The 15408-nt window shown below is 51.0% G+C and carries 14 protein-coding genes and 1 rRNA gene; 8 read left to right on the forward strand and 7 right to left on the reverse strand.

Annotation, left to right across the window (positions count from 1 at the left end):
• Positions 1–4 precede the first annotated feature (4 nt).
• Positions 5–631, forward strand: coding sequence for a 2-phospho-L-lactate guanylyltransferase (gene cofC, locus KTT_RS01200; RefSeq protein ID WP_126594250.1), 627 nt, complete (start codon positions 5–7; stop codon positions 629–631).
• A 19-nt stretch (positions 632–650) separates the two neighbouring features.
• Here the strand turns inward: cofC and KTT_RS01205 are convergent, their stop codons facing one another.
• Positions 651–1466 carry a phytanoyl-CoA dioxygenase family protein gene (locus KTT_RS01205; RefSeq protein WP_126594251.1) on the reverse strand — a complete coding sequence of 272 codons (816 nt, stop codon included), beginning with the start codon at positions 1464–1466 and terminating at the stop codon, positions 651–653.
• A gap of 169 nt (positions 1467–1635) precedes the next feature.
• On the opposite strand from KTT_RS01205, the gene KTT_RS01210 reads away from it, so the two are divergent.
• From KTT_RS01210 to KTT_RS01225, 4 genes are all read left to right on the forward strand, one after another.
• The gene (locus KTT_RS01210; RefSeq protein WP_126594252.1) at positions 1636–2541 is read left to right on the forward strand and encodes a helix-turn-helix domain-containing protein; all 906 of its coding nucleotides are present in this window, start codon (positions 1636–1638) and stop codon (positions 2539–2541) included.
• A gap of 520 nt (positions 2542–3061) precedes the next feature.
• A complete protein-coding gene (glnA, locus tag KTT_RS01215) occupies positions 3062–4495 on the forward strand; it encodes a type I glutamate--ammonia ligase (protein WP_126594253.1) in 1434 nt (477 codons plus the stop codon).
• A gap of 396 nt (positions 4496–4891) precedes the next feature.
• Entirely contained in the window at positions 4892–5887 is a 996-nt protein-coding gene (gene moaA / locus KTT_RS01220) for a GTP 3',8-cyclase MoaA (RefSeq protein ID WP_126594254.1), read from the forward strand.
• Between the two features lie 244 nt (positions 5888–6131).
• Positions 6132–6362, forward strand: a complete 231-nt coding sequence (locus KTT_RS01225) for a helix-turn-helix domain-containing protein (RefSeq protein WP_126594255.1) — start codon at positions 6132–6134, stop codon at positions 6360–6362.
• Positions 6363–6463: 101 nt separating this feature from the next.
• On the opposite strand, the gene KTT_RS01230 is transcribed toward KTT_RS01225, so the two are convergent.
• Entirely contained in the window at positions 6464–7000 is a 537-nt protein-coding gene (locus KTT_RS01230; RefSeq protein ID WP_160145564.1) for a GNAT family N-acetyltransferase, read from the reverse strand.
• Between the two features lie 280 nt (positions 7001–7280).
• On the opposite strand from KTT_RS01230, the gene KTT_RS01235 reads away from it, so the two are divergent.
• The 3 genes from KTT_RS01235 (at position 7281) to egtD (ending at position 11054) form a co-directional block, all read left to right on the forward strand.
• Positions 7281–8441, forward strand: coding sequence for an aminotransferase class V-fold PLP-dependent enzyme (locus tag KTT_RS01235; RefSeq protein ID WP_160145565.1), 1161 nt, complete (start codon positions 7281–7283; stop codon positions 8439–8441).
• Positions 8442–8779: 338 nt separating this feature from the next.
• Entirely contained in the window at positions 8780–10078 is a 1299-nt protein-coding gene (gene egtB, locus KTT_RS01240) for an ergothioneine biosynthesis protein EgtB (RefSeq protein ID WP_126594258.1), read from the forward strand.
• A 67-nt stretch (positions 10079–10145) separates the two neighbouring features.
• Positions 10146–11054 carry an L-histidine N(alpha)-methyltransferase gene (egtD, locus tag KTT_RS01245; RefSeq protein ID WP_126594259.1) on the forward strand — a complete coding sequence of 303 codons (909 nt, stop codon included), beginning with the start codon at positions 10146–10148 and terminating at the stop codon, positions 11052–11054.
• A 307-nt stretch (positions 11055–11361) separates the two neighbouring features.
• On the opposite strand, the gene KTT_RS01250 is transcribed toward egtD, so the two are convergent.
• The 5 genes from KTT_RS01250 to KTT_RS01270 all read right to left on the reverse strand — a co-directional run bounded on the left by KTT_RS01250 (position 11362) and on the right by KTT_RS01270 (position 15210).
• Positions 11362–11742, reverse strand: a complete 381-nt coding sequence (locus KTT_RS01250) for a RidA family protein (RefSeq protein ID WP_126594260.1) — start codon at positions 11740–11742, stop codon at positions 11362–11364.
• Positions 11743–11810: 68 nt separating this feature from the next.
• Positions 11811–12860, reverse strand: coding sequence for a D-TA family PLP-dependent enzyme (locus KTT_RS01255; protein ID WP_126594261.1), 1050 nt, complete (start codon positions 12858–12860; stop codon positions 11811–11813).
• Positions 12861–12965: 105 nt separating this feature from the next.
• Positions 12966–13082: ribosomal RNA gene (gene rrf / locus KTT_RS01260) — 5S ribosomal RNA — on the reverse strand.
• A gap of 95 nt (positions 13083–13177) precedes the next feature.
• Entirely contained in the window at positions 13178–14074 is an 897-nt protein-coding gene (locus KTT_RS01265) for a CPBP family intramembrane glutamic endopeptidase (RefSeq protein WP_126594262.1), read from the reverse strand.
• Between the two features lie 53 nt (positions 14075–14127).
• The gene (locus KTT_RS01270; RefSeq protein WP_126594263.1) at positions 14128–15210 is read right to left on the reverse strand and encodes a dipeptidase; all 1083 of its coding nucleotides are present in this window, start codon (positions 15208–15210) and stop codon (positions 14128–14130) included.
• Between the last annotated feature and the right edge of the window lie 198 nt (positions 15211–15408).

The following is a 15408-nucleotide window of genomic DNA, read 5'->3' on the forward strand; positions in this document are numbered from 1 at the left end:
GCTTGTGAAATATACAGCCCTTGTCCCTGTGAAATCGCTTGAAGCGGCGAAAAGCCGACTCGCTTCCCACCTGACAGCCGAACAACGCGCCAGTCTTATGCTGGATATGCTCCACCATGTTTTGCAGACCTTGCAGGTAAGCCAGGTCTTCGAGCATGTCTCGGTTGTTAGCGCTGATACTCGCGTGCTACAGCAAGCTCAACATTGGGGGGCGCAGGCTCTGGTAGAAACACAAGCTGGTCACAATCCCGCTTTGACCGCCGCCGCTACCCATGAGCTTTTGCAGGGGGCCGATGCCCTGTTAACCATATCAGCCGACCTGCCTTTGCTGCAGGTGGCTGATATTGGCCAACTTGTTGAAGAATCGAGATGTCACGATGTTGTCATTGCCACATCACAGGATGGCACCGGGACCAATGCCCTGCTTACCCATCCTCCACTGATCCTGCCCTATAAATTTGGCGTGAATAGCCGCTACCATCACCAGAATGAAGCCCAAAAACGCCATCTTAGCTACACGGTCCATCATAGCCTTGGACTTTCCCTGGATATCGACACGATTGAGGATATCTCGGCCCTTGAGCGCTATGATATGACTACATTTGCCTCTTGCGGTCGCCTGGTTCTCTGATACAGGCGTCAACAACACTTTAGTGTGGACCTGCCATGCCAAATTCGGTGCCACAGGGTCCACCATCAGTATTCTCAGCAATGGAGACCTCTTCACCGTTCAGGGTTAGGATCGGTCGGTACCAGAGCGACATGCGCTCGGAGGAGCGGCCAATATAGTGACAGATGAATGAGCGCCGATAGCGGTCCCGGCTGGTGTTGGGCTGCGAACCATGAACCAGGCTGCCATTGAAGAATAAGACATCACCCGGCTCCATATCCACCGGCACCGCCTGCAATCCCTCGGGGATAGGAACATAGTCTTTGGTAAAGGAGACGCTCTCATCAGCCTCTTCTGGACAGCAGATACCCATGTTCTGCGTTCCCGGCACCACCTCCAGACCACCATTCTCTCGATCCACCTTGTCCAGCGCAATCCAGGCCGCGATGCACGTTCCCGGTTCAACACGCAGGAAAAAGTTGTCCTGGTGCAGCGCCTGCCCTTTCCCACCCGCCGGCTTAAAGTAGAGCATGCTCTGCGCGGCCAGCGGTTCCTCTCCGAATAGATCTTCCAGAATATTCCCTAGTCGTGGATCCAGCAGATAGCGCAGAGCCATATCGTTAAAGCGATGTGGATGCATGATACGCGGATATTGCTTGAGTATATCTCCATTGGCCTGCTCGGCGGGAACCGGCTCAAAGTAGCCGGGAACGCGTCCTCGGGCATGCACCTGCATGAAATTTTGGATCAGTGCTTCGACTTCGGAGGGTGCCAACAGGTTCTGTATCACCAGGTAACCATCTTGCTGAAATGCTCGCAGTTGCTCAGCTGTTAGTCGCTTCATCGTCGTTGACATGCTTATCCTCTTCTTTCTCAATAATTAAGCTGGCAGCGTTTCTGACTCCCGTCCCCCTGGGGGCACGTGCGCGCCCCCATGACCGGATAACTGCCCTGCCTTTACTGTAGCTGACCCTGGCAGAAAAAAGAATAGACAGGCCGGTCGAGAACATGTACAATCCTGCTATATGACAATTGAAGAAATGACCTCACCACCACCAGCGATTCTCGTTACAGGCTCCTTTCAAGAGCATGAGGATTACGCAGTTTATCGCGCACATGGATCAGGCAACTGGCTCATCACCTATACACTCGCGGGTCAGGGGCTCTATCGCCAACCTGGCGTGCAGTTGCTGGCCACGCCAGGAACGCTTGTCTTGCTGCAACCGGATGCCGTTCACGATTACTCGGTTCCCCGTGATGGCTATTGGGAGTTTCTCTGGACCCATTTTCAGCCACGTTTGAGCTGGCTGTCGTGGTGGCAACTACCTGAAAAAGGACGCGGATTGTATGCCATCTCTTTATCATCTTCAGCGATACGTGAACGGATACACAATACATTCCTACAACTGCATGCCGATGCCAGCGCTCCCTCAAGCCATCTTTCCACTTCTCGGCCGGAGAACAACTCACCAGGCGTCCAGAGAAGCATGGATATGCTGCAACGTGAACTGGCACTCAATGGGCTCGAAGAGATCTTATTGCTGGCTACCCGTGCATCAGCGCAACAGGTCAGGCAGGCGCTAGACCCACGCATCCAGTCGCTGCTGCAGATGATGGCGGAAAACCTTAAAACACAGTATGATCTGAAGACGTTGGCCGCGCTGGTCGCGCTTTCTCCCTCACGCCTCTCTCACCTTTTTAAACAGGAAACAGGTAATTCGCTGATCAACGTGCTGATCGCCCTGCGGCTGGACAAAGCTACCAGGCTACTGGAGTTCAGCAACCTCACCATCGCCACCATCGCGGAAGAAGTAGGTTTTAGCAGCCCTTTTTATTTTAGCAGACAATTTCATCAACGCTTTGGACAGAGTCCTAGCGAGTACAGGCAGGCATTGGAGCAGCATACTGCACACCAACCACTGACACCATGAAAAGACTCCCTACCAAAACATACATGCCTTTCCATATCCTCATGTACGAATTGCACAAAGCAGGTAACTACAGAAATCCACAAAACACAAAATCAGGTCATCCCTTAAGCAACGATATGAGCGCGAAAGGACATAATACCAGGTTATATTCTTGTATCAACCATTTTTCAGCATGCCACCCATGTAGAGAAACCTATTTTGTGTTTAGTATGCACATCGATTCTGGAGACGACAAATCCCCCTGGCACGGTCGTGGTTGTCTAAATAGACAGAAAGCCGAACATTTTTCAGCACGGATTGTGCATTGTGCACAATTTATGGTCGGTAAGTTTCGGATAAACTGTCTGTAGTATACTCCTCTATAACCGTCATATTATAAAGGCAGGCAAGTACAATCTCGTGGGCACGAGGTTAATGAGCTTAATACTATGTATTAATCGCTTACGGCACTATTGGGCAATGCATGCCATCATTTCCTGCAATGATGCGAGGATACCATGTTAAGAGGAGAACAAGACAGATGACCCCAGAGGAAGTCTTAAAGCTAGCGAAAGAAAACGGAGTCAAGATTGTCGACTTCAAATTTTCTGATCTACCAGGTACCTGGCAGCATTTCAGTGTGCCCGTGCATGTATTATCAGAAGACTTATTTTCCGAGGGCTTGCCATTCGATGGTTCCAGCGTTCGCGGCTTCCAGACCATCAATGAGAGTGATATGCTGGTGATCCCCGATGCCGATACGGCGTTCCTGGATCCATTCACCAACATTCCAACTCTGAGCCTCACATGTGATATCGCTCATCCTGGTCGAGCCGGTAGCCAGAAGCCCTATAGCCGTGACCCACGTTATATCGCGCGCAAGGCGGAAGATTACCTGCGCAGCACAGGCATCGCCGATACCGCCTTCTTTGGTCCGGAAGCGGAGTTCTACATTTTTGATAACGTTCGCTACGCTTCTGGCGATAATATCCAATATGCAGAGGTCGATTCGGAAGAGGCTCACTGGAACAGTAAGGGCCGTGAAGATGCTCGTAACCTTGGACACCTGATGAACGTCAAGGGCGGCTATTTCCCGGTTGCCCCGAGCGATACTTACCAGGATCTACGTTCAGAGATGGTGATGAACCTGGAGAACCTGGGCATTACAGTTGAAGCCCACCACCACGAAGTTGGCGCCGCCGGCCAGTGTGAAATTGACTATAAGTTTGGCACCTTGCTCAACACAGCGGATAAGCTCCTGCTCTTCAAATATGTGATCAAAAATACCGCCCGCAAATATGGGAAGTCGGTCACATTTATGCCCAAACCAGTCTACGGCGATAACGGATCAGGCATGCATACCCATCAGAGCCTGTGGAAAAATGGCCAGCCGCTCTTCTATGAAGAGGGTAGCTACGCCAACCTATCGCAGATGGCTCGCTACTACATCGGCGGCGTGCTGACCCACGCTCCTTCGATCCTGGCGATCGCGGCCTCCTCCACCAATAGCTATAAACGCCTGGTTCCAGGCTTTGAAGCGCCAGTAAATCTGGTCTTCTCACAGGGCAACCGTAGCGCGGCCATTCGTATCCCACGGACCGAGAGTCCCAAAGCGACCCGCGTGGAGTTCCGCCCACCCGATCCAACGGCGAACCCATACCTGCTCTTCTCCGCCTTACTCATGGCCGGTCTGGATGGTATCCGCAACGAGATCGATCCCAGCCAGTATGGCTATGGTCCCGTCGATAAAGACCTGTACAGCATGAGTAAAGAAGAATTAAGAGAGATCAGCTCGGTACCAGGATCACTGGATGAGTCCCTTAAGGCTCTTGAGAACGATCATGCCTTCTTGCTTGAAGGTGGCGTCTTTACCTCGGACGTACTGGAAAAATATGTGGATCTCAAGCGTGAGCAAGCCGACCAGGTTCGCCTGCGCCCAAATCCCATCGAATTCTCTATGTACTACGACGCCTAGTCGATACCATAGCGCAAAAAAAGATCCCGACTATTTTAAGTAGCCGGGATCTTTTTCTTGAAGAACAGCTATCAGTCGCCTCCTGGTATATTGTGTCTGTGCTGTTGGCGCACTGCGCCAACAGCACAGACACAATATACCAGGAGGCGCTCAAACTCCTTTTACAAACGAAAATAAGACATCTTCAAAACAAATTTAATAAGAAGTGCAAAAAATCTTACCTGCTTTGATGCCTCCCATTCATCATTGTAGAGATTGGTAATGCAGCCGGCGAATTCCTTAATAGTCTGTATCCCATACACGTCATAACAGTAGGTATCCCACATGCGTCTACAAACGTGCTATAGTATGACATAAAAGCACGTTCGTTAGACTTACATATAGAGGGGCACAGATATGAAATTACTTGTAGATAGCTATGGACGACGTATTAAAAGTATGCGTATCTCGATTACCGATAAGTGCAATTTTCGTTGCACCTATTGTATGCCTGCGGAAGGACTCCCCTGGCTTAAGAAAGATGAGATTCTTTCTTATGAAGAGATTATACGTATCGCGCGCGTTTCGGTACAGATGGGCATTGAACAGATCCGTCTGACCGGCGGCGAACCACTGGTGAGACGTGATGTTCCGGAACTGGTTCGCCAGTTGGGACAACTTGAGGGGCTACGTAGCCTGAGCTTAACGACGAATGGCATCTTGCTGAAACAACAGGCGAAGGCGCTGGCCGAGGCAGGGTTGACACGCATCAATGTCAGCCTGGATTCTCTCCTGCGCGAGAAGTTCGCACGCCTGACGCGACGCGATCAATTAGATAAGGTTCTCGAGGGGCTGGCCGAGCTAGAACACTATCCTTCTATTCGCCCGATTAAGATCAACGCGGTGGCGATGCGTGGCTACACTGAGGAAGAGGTCCTCGCGTTTGCCCGCCTGGCTCGTGATAAAGCATACGTTGTACGTTGGATAGAATTTATGCCACTAGATGCGGATCAAATCTGGCGCAAAGAAGATATTCTAACTGGAGCCGAAATCAAACAGATTATTGAATCCGAATATGGCCCCTTGCAAAGAATTACCTCTGGAGACCCATCCGAAACCGCTCGTCGCTACACATTTAGTGATGGCATTGGCGAAGTCGGCTTCATTAATCCTGTGAGTGAGCCTTTCTGTTCTACCTGTGATCGTATTCGCCTTACGGCGGATGGGCAATTGCGCACCTGCCTCTTCGGTACCGAAGAAACCGATCTCCGCACGATTGTACGCACACATACGGACGATGAGCCACTCGTGGAAGCGATCCGCCAGGCGGTGCTCAACAAAGAATTAAAACATTATATTGGTGATAAACGGTTTCGTAGAACTAACCGGACGATGTCAAGGATCGGCGGATAGTTCAATCAAACGATTGATAGTACACCTACTTTACATATAAAAGTGATACTTTTTTGTAGCTATCCACCTCGTTACTACAGTGTAAAGATTTGCAAAAAGAATGTTACAAAAAAACGGCAGGATCGTCATTATAGTTAATAGACAAAATATATATTGTCTGACATATTATTTTGTCTTAATGCATTAACATCGTAGTAAATATTCATCCGGTCTGACTAGAATCGCAGGCCAGAAAGAGGAAATTGTGGCAAACGAGGAAGCGGATCTGTTAACAGTTGGCGAGGTGGCAAAGCAACTACGTGTTGACGATACAACCGTTCGCCGATGGATTAAAAGTGGTGTGCTTGAGGCGATCTCACTTCCCCATAGTGGTATACGCCAGGCATATCGAATTCGCCGTTCAACACTGGAAGCCTTACTTGCAGCCCCATCCTCTCTTCTTGAAGAGGACAATGTCGGAGTAGAAACAGATTAGTATCTCAGCTTCCGAACTGCTAGTATTTTCCCCCCCACTAGCAGACGGAGGCTTTTGTGCGCATTTATGTATCCCGCTCTTTGCAGCTCTGCCATTTATTACTATATTTCCATGCGATAGAGTTGCAAGCCATCAATATTAAATTGATGCACGACTGCTAAATCACATTTTACAGCCAGCTGAGACGACGCCTGATCAGCACCTGGGAGTAAGGCCTCAAAGTAGATCGGCACTCCCTCAGCTTCAGCTTCAAATTCGAAATCTGAGGCCAGCAGCCGCGCCCGATTTAAAGCCCCGACCAGTAATGCGCGACCCGCACCTCTACGCCGATGCTCGGGATGAACCGCACCTCGGCAGCGTAAATGATAGCCTTCAGCATCCCTCAGGCATTCTACAATGGTGTAACCGACAATCTCCCCTTCTATCCCTTCCAGCGTTCCTGCCTGCCCCCAGGTTAACAATTCATCGTCGTCATCGGTCATTACGAAGGCATTCGCCTGGGCTTCACGTTCGGGGGCTAGAAACCAGGCAGTGAATGCCTCTTCGCTCGTCGTCGGAATGCGATCGGCAATGGCGGCCGCCTGTCGAATGTTGATAATGGTAGAAATATCTCCCGGACGAAAATAGCGAATACGCATAGACTTGTCCATCTTTCTCTAAGTAAACATTTTCAGCTATGTATACTATACTATGTCGTTCCGGACTCGCATAGCGCCAGTCAGCATCATTCGTATATACCCAGGGAATTGTTCCTTTCATCCATACAAAAGGACGAAATATCCCAGCCCCCCCAACAGCGGAGCAACATATATATGAGTTATACTATAAGCACATACTGTTACTATACAGCCTGCGACCACATATCACTGTTCGCCAAATGTATCACGGTCGCACCTATACTAGAGGAGATCATCTATTTTGGCTGCGCTTACCCATCTTCAAGAAATCCGCCAGGCCCTCCCGGCCACGATCAGACAGATCTATTTAAATACCGGTACCTTTGGTCCTTTGCCCGATTGTGTACCTCAGGCGATAACGGCCCGTATTCAGGAAGAATGGCAGGAAGGTCGCCTGGGACCTCATGGTTTTGGAGGGATCACGACGATCTCTCAGCAGGCACGTGAGCATGTCGCTCGTTTGCTCCACTGCCAGGAAGAAGAGATTACGCTCACGGATAATACCGGTGAAGGTATGAATATCGTGAGTTATGGTATTAACTGGCAGGCCGGCGATGAGGTGATTACAACCAACCATGAGCATATCAGTGCATTGGCCCCTCTCTATCAGATACGCGATCGCACAGGCATCGTCATCCGCATCGCCGATCTGGGTCCCCAGGCCAATCAATCCGCCCGGACCGCTATCGAGCAGTTGATCACGCCACGCACACGTCTCATCTCCCTTTCCCACGTCACCTGGACCACCGGGGCCATCGTGGATGTGCAGGAAGTAGCTGACCTGGGCCGCGCGCACAACATTCCCGTCCTCATTGACGGAGCTCAATCCGCCGGTAACATCCCCCTCGATGTTGCCGCGCTGGGAGTGGATTTCTATGCCATCCCAATGCAAAAGTGGCTGTGCGGACCTGACGGGACAGGAGCACTCTATGTGCGCAAGGATTCGATGCACTACATTCAGTCAACGTATGTAGGCTACCATTCTATGAAGTTTGGCCCTGCTGGAGACTGGGAGTTGCACGATCACGCACAACGCTTCGAGGTTGGTGGCCGTCAGACTGCGGCCATTAATGGTCAGAGCGCCGTTCTGCACTGGCTGGAAACGGTGGTCGGCTATGACTGGCTCTTCGCACGTATCAAAGAGCTGAATAGCTACGCCTACCAGGCACTTAAACAGATCCCTGATCTGACTATCCTCACTCCCGAACCTGGCCACAATGGCATCCTCTCATTTACTATCGCCAATACAGATGAAGCACAGCTCGTTACTTATCTGCGCGAAAAACACAATATCGCCACCCGCAGTATTCCAGACAACAAAGCCCTGCGCATCTCAACCGGTTTCTTCAATACTGAAGAGGAGATCGATACCCTGGTTCGCGCACTTCTAACCCGCGAATAACCTTCATCCACCGCGAAGAGGCACCCTTGAACGGTGCCTCTTTTCCTTTTGCCCCTACATCCTTTACGCTTTTCATGCCAGCTGTAGCTTTTCTCAACTTGAGCAAAAGCGTTTTTAAGTTTACAATAATAAAGTCTATGCTAGATCATAAATCTCTAGTAAAGACCTGATATATTGATCACTTTAAAGCGAAAAACAGGTACAACATTGAACCTTCTGGAGGAGAAAAGACGACATAAAAGCTACAGGCATGCATCCTCTGCCGGAAAAAGGCTGCTGTCTGCCTTGCTTCAGCTCACTCGGTTCGACAGCCTGAGCTTAATTGAAGGAGTTATAGCGTGGCAAAAAACATTCAAGATCATCCAGTCCTGGCACAGTCGTCACCTCGACAAGCCCTGCTGGAAGATTACCTGCGTGTGCGTCGCTTCTCAGAGCAGCTCTGTGTCCCTCTGGTAACAGAAGATTATGTGATTCAGTCGATGCCCGATGTTAGCCCTACACGCTGGCATCTGGCCCACACTTCCTGGTTCTTTGAAACGTTTGTGCTATCATCGTATATGCCAGACTACACGTCTCCTCATCCACAATACGCCTATCTGTTCAATTCTTACTACAATTCGGTCGGTGAGCGCCATTGCCGGCCCAAACGAGGCTTGATTTCACGGCCTACCGTTCAGGAAACATATGCTTATCGCCGGTATGTGGATGAGTGTGTCAGCAACTTTTTATCGACATGTACCGACGAGGCCCTGACCAAAGCTGCGCCAGTGGTAACATTGGGCATCCATCATGAACAGCAACATCAAGAATTGATGGTGACGGACATCAAACATGTCCTCTCCTGCAATCCTTTGCACCCGGTTTATCAGGAGCAAGCGCTTTCTTCCACCACGCCTCCCTCGGCGCTAAGCTGGATCAGCTATCCAGAACAACTGGCCTGGATCGGATATGAGGGTGATGGCTTTTTTTACGACAATGAAGGACCATACCATCGCGAGTTTGTAGATGCTTACCAGTTGGGCTCACGCTTGATCACCAACGGCGAGTATCTCCAATTTATTGAGGATGGAGGCTATCAAAATCCTTTGCTCTGGCTCTCCAGCGGCTGGAATACGGTTCAGAGTGAGCAGTGGCAGGCGCCGCTGTACTGGGAGAAACATGAGGGACAGTGGATGATGATGACGTTGAGTGGTCTGCGACCAGTTGAACCGACCGAACCGGTCTGCCATGTCAGCTATTATGAGGCCGATGCGTATGCACGCTGGGCCGATGCACGCCTGACAACCGAAGCTGAGTGGGAACTGGCGGCCAGGCAGGTACCGACCGAGGGTAACTTTGTTGAAAACCAGCAGTTCCATCCGGTTCCGCTGAAAAAAACGGTCGATCCTATCAAACCGGAACAGATGTATGGGGACGTCTGGGAGTGGACGCAAAGCGCGTATCTACCGTATCGTGGTTATCATCCCGCACCCGGTGCGCTGGGCGAATATAACGGCAAGTTCATGTGCAATCAGTTTGTTCTGCGTGGCGGATCTTGCGCCACCTCCGTTACCCATATTCGTCCCACTTACCGCAACTTCTTCCCACCAGATGCACGCTGGCAATTTATGGGCATTCGTTTAGCACGAGAGGTGTAACATCGTACAGAGCATTCAGGAACAACTTGAGCGGTATGATTTCGCCCCTAAACAGAAAACGGTTCGGATGGAAATTTTGCGAGGCTTGCAGAAGCCGATTAAAGAACTTCCGAGCAAGTACTTTTATGATGAGGTTGGCTCACAATTATTCGATCGTATTACAGAACTCGATGAGTACTATCTTACACGTACCGAGTTGCAGATTATGCAGCAGCAGATCCAGGATATCGCGGCCACCCTGGGACCATGCTGCATGCTCATTGAGTATGGCAGTGGGAGCAGCATGAAGACGCGGCAGTTGTTAGATCACCTGGCGCAACCAGTGGCCTATGTACCTATCGACATTTCTAAAGAACATCTGCTGCAGGCCTCTCTCAGACTGTCACAGTCCTATCCAAAGCTCGAAATCCTACCCATTTGCGCGGACTATACGAGCAATTTCGCCCTGCCCGATCCGACACAGCCAGGAGCTCGTAAAGTAGCTTACTATCCAGGCTCTACAATCGGGAACTTTGATCGAGGGCCAGCCAGAAAATTTCTGGCTCAGATCGCTCATACCTGTGGCCGGGGCGGCGGCCTTTTGATCGGAGTTGATCTGAAAAAAGATTTCGCCATCTTACATAGCGCCTACAACGATCGGGCGGGAGTTACCGCTGCTTTTAATCTGCATCTGCTGGAGCGGCTCAACCATGAGCTCAACACTGATTTTCAGCTAGATCATTTCGGCCATTATGCGTTCTACAATCCAGCTGAGAGCCGCATTGAAATGCATCTGGTAAGCCAGCGAAAACAGCAGATCCAGGTGGGAAAAGAAAAGATCGTATTTGATGAGTACGAGAGCATCTGGACTGAGAGCTCTTATAAGTACACGCTTGATGAGTTTGGTCAGCTCGCTGCCAGCGCTGGCTTTAAAGTTGAACGCATCTGGCTTGATACGCAGAAGTTCTTCAGCATCCAATACCTTTCCGTCATCTAGCCTTTTACCGGTTACCGGCAGGCGCTATCTCTATTAGGGAGTGTTTGACTTCGGTCACTCTGGGGGCACACGAGTGCCCCCGTACGCGCGTCCACTGCGCAGCCGCGCTGGTTTTATATGGTAGTACAGCAGGAGCGCGGATGCGCTCCTGTTGTACTACCATATAAAGAGCTATTGAGCTTCGCAGATGCCCACGAGTCCATTGGGTAGTGCTGGCGCACGCCAGCACCACCCAAAACCAGTGCGGAGGCGCCCATGGGTCCCCACGATGACGGGAGTCAGGCTCACCACTGGTATTTATAGTGCTTTATTTGCCTACGTAGGCAATGACGTCGATCTCTACCATGAAGCCTGCTAACTGGCTACCGACCGTGGTGCGAGTGGGTTTGGGATCGGAGAAATAGCTGGAATAGACCTTATTATAGTCGGCGAACAGGCTGAGATCGCTGAGGTGAACGGTTGATTTGACCACGTCGTCCAGCGTGGCTCCGCCCGCAGCCAGGATCGCTTTGATATTTTCCAGCACACGTGCCGTCTGTTCCTCAATTGTCTGACCCACAATTTCACCAGTGGCTGGATCAATGGGTCCCTGGCCGGAAACAAAGATAAAGTCTCCGGCGCGCAGTCCTTGCGAATATGCGCCTCGCGGCGTCGCACCTTGCCGGGTAGAAATCTGCTGCTTTGGCATACACAATCACTCCTTCTCTGCTGACTACTTCCAATCAATAGCCATACATTCAAAGACTCTGATAGCTCTTATTGTATCAGACCGCGGCAGGCTACGGGCCACGTGACCTCTACCTGCTCATTGCGGATCCCCACGATCTGGTTGAAGAGGTTGGTGACGGTACAGCAGTGATTGGGAATCACGGTCAGGCGCTCGCCAATTGAGGGCTTGTGAGCGCAGGCGGAGAAATCTACGTGACCGTGTTCTTCGGACTGTGAGTAGATGACGGCCTCGGGATATTCCAGAATGAGGCCATAGCCGGGCGCGCTTCCCAGATCAGACGAAAATGTTTTGCTTCCGCCATCAATGATACGTCGGTTATCCGTTGGCTGGCTGACGACCGTGACAGTAACCTTGAAGGCCAGTTCGTCCAGGGTCAGCGCGCCCGATTGCAGAGCATGACGATCTCCATAAACATATTCGCCCGCCCGGTGCTCGTTGATCTCGGAAAAATCCTGCGCCTGCCACGAACAGTGGGTGCTCCCACCGCTGGTACGCTCCAGTGGAAGCTGGTCGGCGGCAAGCAAAGCCCTGGTTTCGCGTACAAAAGTGTTGGCACGTTCACTGCTAGGATAGGTCATCAGGCCAGCGAAGTGGAGACCGGGAGCATCAGCAATCAGACGGGCCAGCGTGGCGGCGGCCTCAGGAGTCTGTACGCCGCAGCGCTCCAGTCCGGTGTCGCATTCAACCAGCACAGGCAGCGTCAGGCCAGTTTGCGCCATCGCCGCCGAAAGGCCACGTACTACGATCTCATCATCAGCGGTAACGCTCATACGGCATCGACGCGCCAGTTCAACCAGGCGGTCCAGCTTTCGCTCGCCGATGATGTTATAGGGGACAAAAATATCCTGAATACCCGCGTCAGCCATGACTTCAGCTTCGCCAAGCTTCTGACAGGTAATACCTACCGCGCCATGTTCAATCTGCATGCGAGCAATCTGAGGGATCTTATGGGTTTTAATGTGCGGTCGATTAGCGATCCCATATCGATCCAGATGCGTCTGCAGACGTGCAATATTGCGTTCTAGCTTATCCAGATCTACCGTGGCAACTGGAGTTTCTAGCTGATCTCTATGCATGATGTGGCGACAACCTCCCTGCTCTCATTACCATACGTTCGGACCTCGCGTCCGATTAAACCTTGTACCACTACGCAACAAAAAAGCCACTCGTGTGGGCAGGTGAGACGGCGACTTCCTATTTTCCCACGCAGTTGCCCACGCAGTATCATCGGAGAGGAAGAGCTTAACTTCCGTGTTCGGGATGGGAACGGGTGTACCCTCTTCGCTATAGTCACCAGCTCACCTGCACATACAAGCGGCTTTTCTTGACAGAGAGAATACTATCACAGCTATCCTCCCCTGTCAATACCTTCGAAATCACTCTTATAAAAAGGTTATCCTGCTTGACCAGGCAGCGGTGGCGGCACCGCAACCGGTTGCAGCCCATAAGCGATTTTGAGCTCTCTCACCTTGTGTGGCCGCAAAATAATAACAGCATTAATAAGCAAAATAGCGCAATATATTCCAGAGCTTAACAACGCCAGGTTTAAGGATGTCGACAAAACCTGTCTGGGATTTACCGTCAATAAGATCAAACCTGGAATGTCTTTTGCCGCATGAAATAAGATGCCCGGCCAGATTGAGCCCGTACGCAGGCGCAGCCCGGATAACAGCACCCCAAAGCCAAACGCGAACAGCGCCTGCCCGAAGACATAGTTCCAGGTAAAACCAGCCAGAATATTACTCAGGTGAACCACACCGAAGAATACCGAGGAGATAAGGACGGCGGGCCAGATCCCCATGGGAAGCGCACTCTGCAAAAGCAGTCCGCGAAAGAGACTTTCTTCGGTAAAGCCTACCAGCAGCGCCGCAATCAAGGCCAATACAATAATTGTTGTGCTGCTCTGCCTGTTGACAAGCGGAAACGCGACGATCGAGGGAAGGACAATAACGATAAACGGTATAATATACAGGGCGATGTCCCTGCCCCGCACACCGCGCGTAAAACCTATCTGCCTCCACCAGCCCAGGAGCGATAGAGGGATGACTGCCAGCACCACATAAAAGCATTCGCCGATAATATTTTTGATGATAAAAGATGGATGCCAACCTTTCATTACCAGCAGGAGAAGATAGCTAAAAAGGCGAGAGGCAATGATGAAATAGAGGAGGAACAATACAGTACTGAGGAAAGGATGCTGCCGACAAAATCGGTTTAAAGGACTATTCTTTTCCTCAACCATAAATCTGCCGGGCTGAGGCCGGTACGATTCAGCCATAGGGTCTTGCATTTCACTTACTTTCCTTTTGATTTTTAGTCATTACCACAGTTGATATGATACGGCTATTCGCCCCAGACATGGCGCAGCAAGCGCAGCCAGTTGCCATGTAAGATAGCTGCACAATCCGCTTCGGCATATCCGCGCTGCGTTAAAAGCGATCTCAACAGTTGCAGGTCTGCGATGGTATCCAGGTCCTGTGGTGATTGCTCACGGCCGAATCCACCATCCAGATCACTGCCAATGCCCACATGCTTGCTATTCCCCGCCAGCTGGCAGATATGATCTATATGGTCCACAACCTGATGCAGGCTGACAGGTGGATTGTGCCGGCCCCCACGAATCCAGCCAAACTGGAGCATAATCAGGTCGAGCGGCATCCCGATCACCCCGTCACGCTCAATGATAAGCTTGAGCTGCTCATCATCAAATTGGCGTTGATGCGGCACCAGTGAACGACAACTGTTATGGCTGGCAATCATAGGACCATCATACAGCCGCGCCGCCTCCCAGAATGCCTGGTCTGACAGATGGGTAGCATCCAGGATTACATTATACCGCTTCATCTCGCTCAACAGCTTGCGCCCCAGAGGCGTCAATGGCAATTCGGTACCGGTACCACCCGCGTACCGTCCTGGACCATAGTGCGCAGGACCAATCAGCCGTACGCCCGCCGCCTGCCACTCGCCCAACTCGTCTGCCTCAAGAATAGGATCGGCACTTTCCATGCTGATAATCAGCCCCAACGGTGGTTGTTTGGCCCCATCGGACTGCTGATCAGCATCCCAGGCCTGCCATTCCTGCATATGCGCATCTAACGCTGCTCGCTCATAAATGATGCGCACATGACCTGTTTTTTCCAATGCCTGGTAATAGGCTAGCTGTCCTCGAGCAACGCCATAGGCCTGGGCGGCAGATCCATAATCGATATATGCTTCTGGTCGACCGGTTGAACGGGCCAGCAAAGTCGCAAAACACAACGCCACCCTTCCTCTGCGCAGCTCGGGCAATGCGGTTGTCCCCATAGCTCTCCCTGGTCCCACTATACCAACTTCCAGCATACGCAGCGTGGATGTGGACAGCTCTAGATTACGATTCCACTGCAAAGCATTCCAGCCTAAATCCAGATGGGCATCTATAATAAGCATATTTATACCCTTTCATCCTATATCAGCATAGTTCAACATCTAAAAATTTAGCTCGCTCGTATTATAGGAGAAAACGTGTTCTCTCAGAAAGGAATATGCTGTTTGTCTTAGCCTTCAAATAAAAGTCCTACACATTAAAGGTGTGCGGGCTATTTATTATGGAGATTATTCAATAATATTCATTAAACACAGCATGGT

The organism is Dictyobacter aurantiacus, from assembly GCF_003967515.1.
Lineage (GTDB): Bacteria > Chloroflexota > Ktedonobacteria > Ktedonobacterales > Ktedonobacteraceae > Dictyobacter > Dictyobacter aurantiacus.

What these genes read in the sequence shown, in the direction of transcription:
- KTT_RS01205 (WP_126594251.1), bottom strand. Translation starts at nt 1,466, where the DNA reads ATGTCAACGACGATGAAGCGACTAACAGCTGAGCAACTGCGAGCATTT.
- KTT_RS01210 (WP_126594252.1), top strand. Translation starts at nt 1,636, where the DNA reads ATGACAATTGAAGAAATGACCTCACCACCACCAGCGATTCTCGTTACA.
- glnA (WP_126594253.1), top strand. Translation starts at nt 3,062, where the DNA reads ATGACCCCAGAGGAAGTCTTAAAGCTAGCGAAAGAAAACGGAGTCAAG.
- moaA (WP_126594254.1), top strand. Translation starts at nt 4,892, where the DNA reads ATGAAATTACTTGTAGATAGCTATGGACGACGTATTAAAAGTATGCGT.
- KTT_RS01230 (WP_160145564.1), bottom strand. Translation starts at nt 7,000, where the DNA reads ATGCGTATTCGCTATTTTCGTCCGGGAGATATTTCTACCATTATCAAC.
- egtD (WP_126594259.1), top strand. Translation starts at nt 10,146, where the DNA reads ATGGAAATTTTGCGAGGCTTGCAGAAGCCGATTAAAGAACTTCCGAGC.
- KTT_RS01250 (WP_126594260.1), bottom strand. Translation starts at nt 11,742, where the DNA reads ATGCCAAAGCAGCAGATTTCTACCCGGCAAGGTGCGACGCCGCGAGGC.
- KTT_RS01255 (WP_126594261.1), bottom strand. Translation starts at nt 12,860, where the DNA reads ATGCATAGAGATCAGCTAGAAACTCCAGTTGCCACGGTAGATCTGGAT.
- KTT_RS01265 (WP_126594262.1), bottom strand. Translation starts at nt 14,074, where the DNA reads ATGCAAGACCCTATGGCTGAATCGTACCGGCCTCAGCCCGGCAGATTT.
- KTT_RS01270 (WP_126594263.1), bottom strand. Translation starts at nt 15,210, where the DNA reads ATGCTTATTATAGATGCCCATCTGGATTTAGGCTGGAATGCTTTGCAG.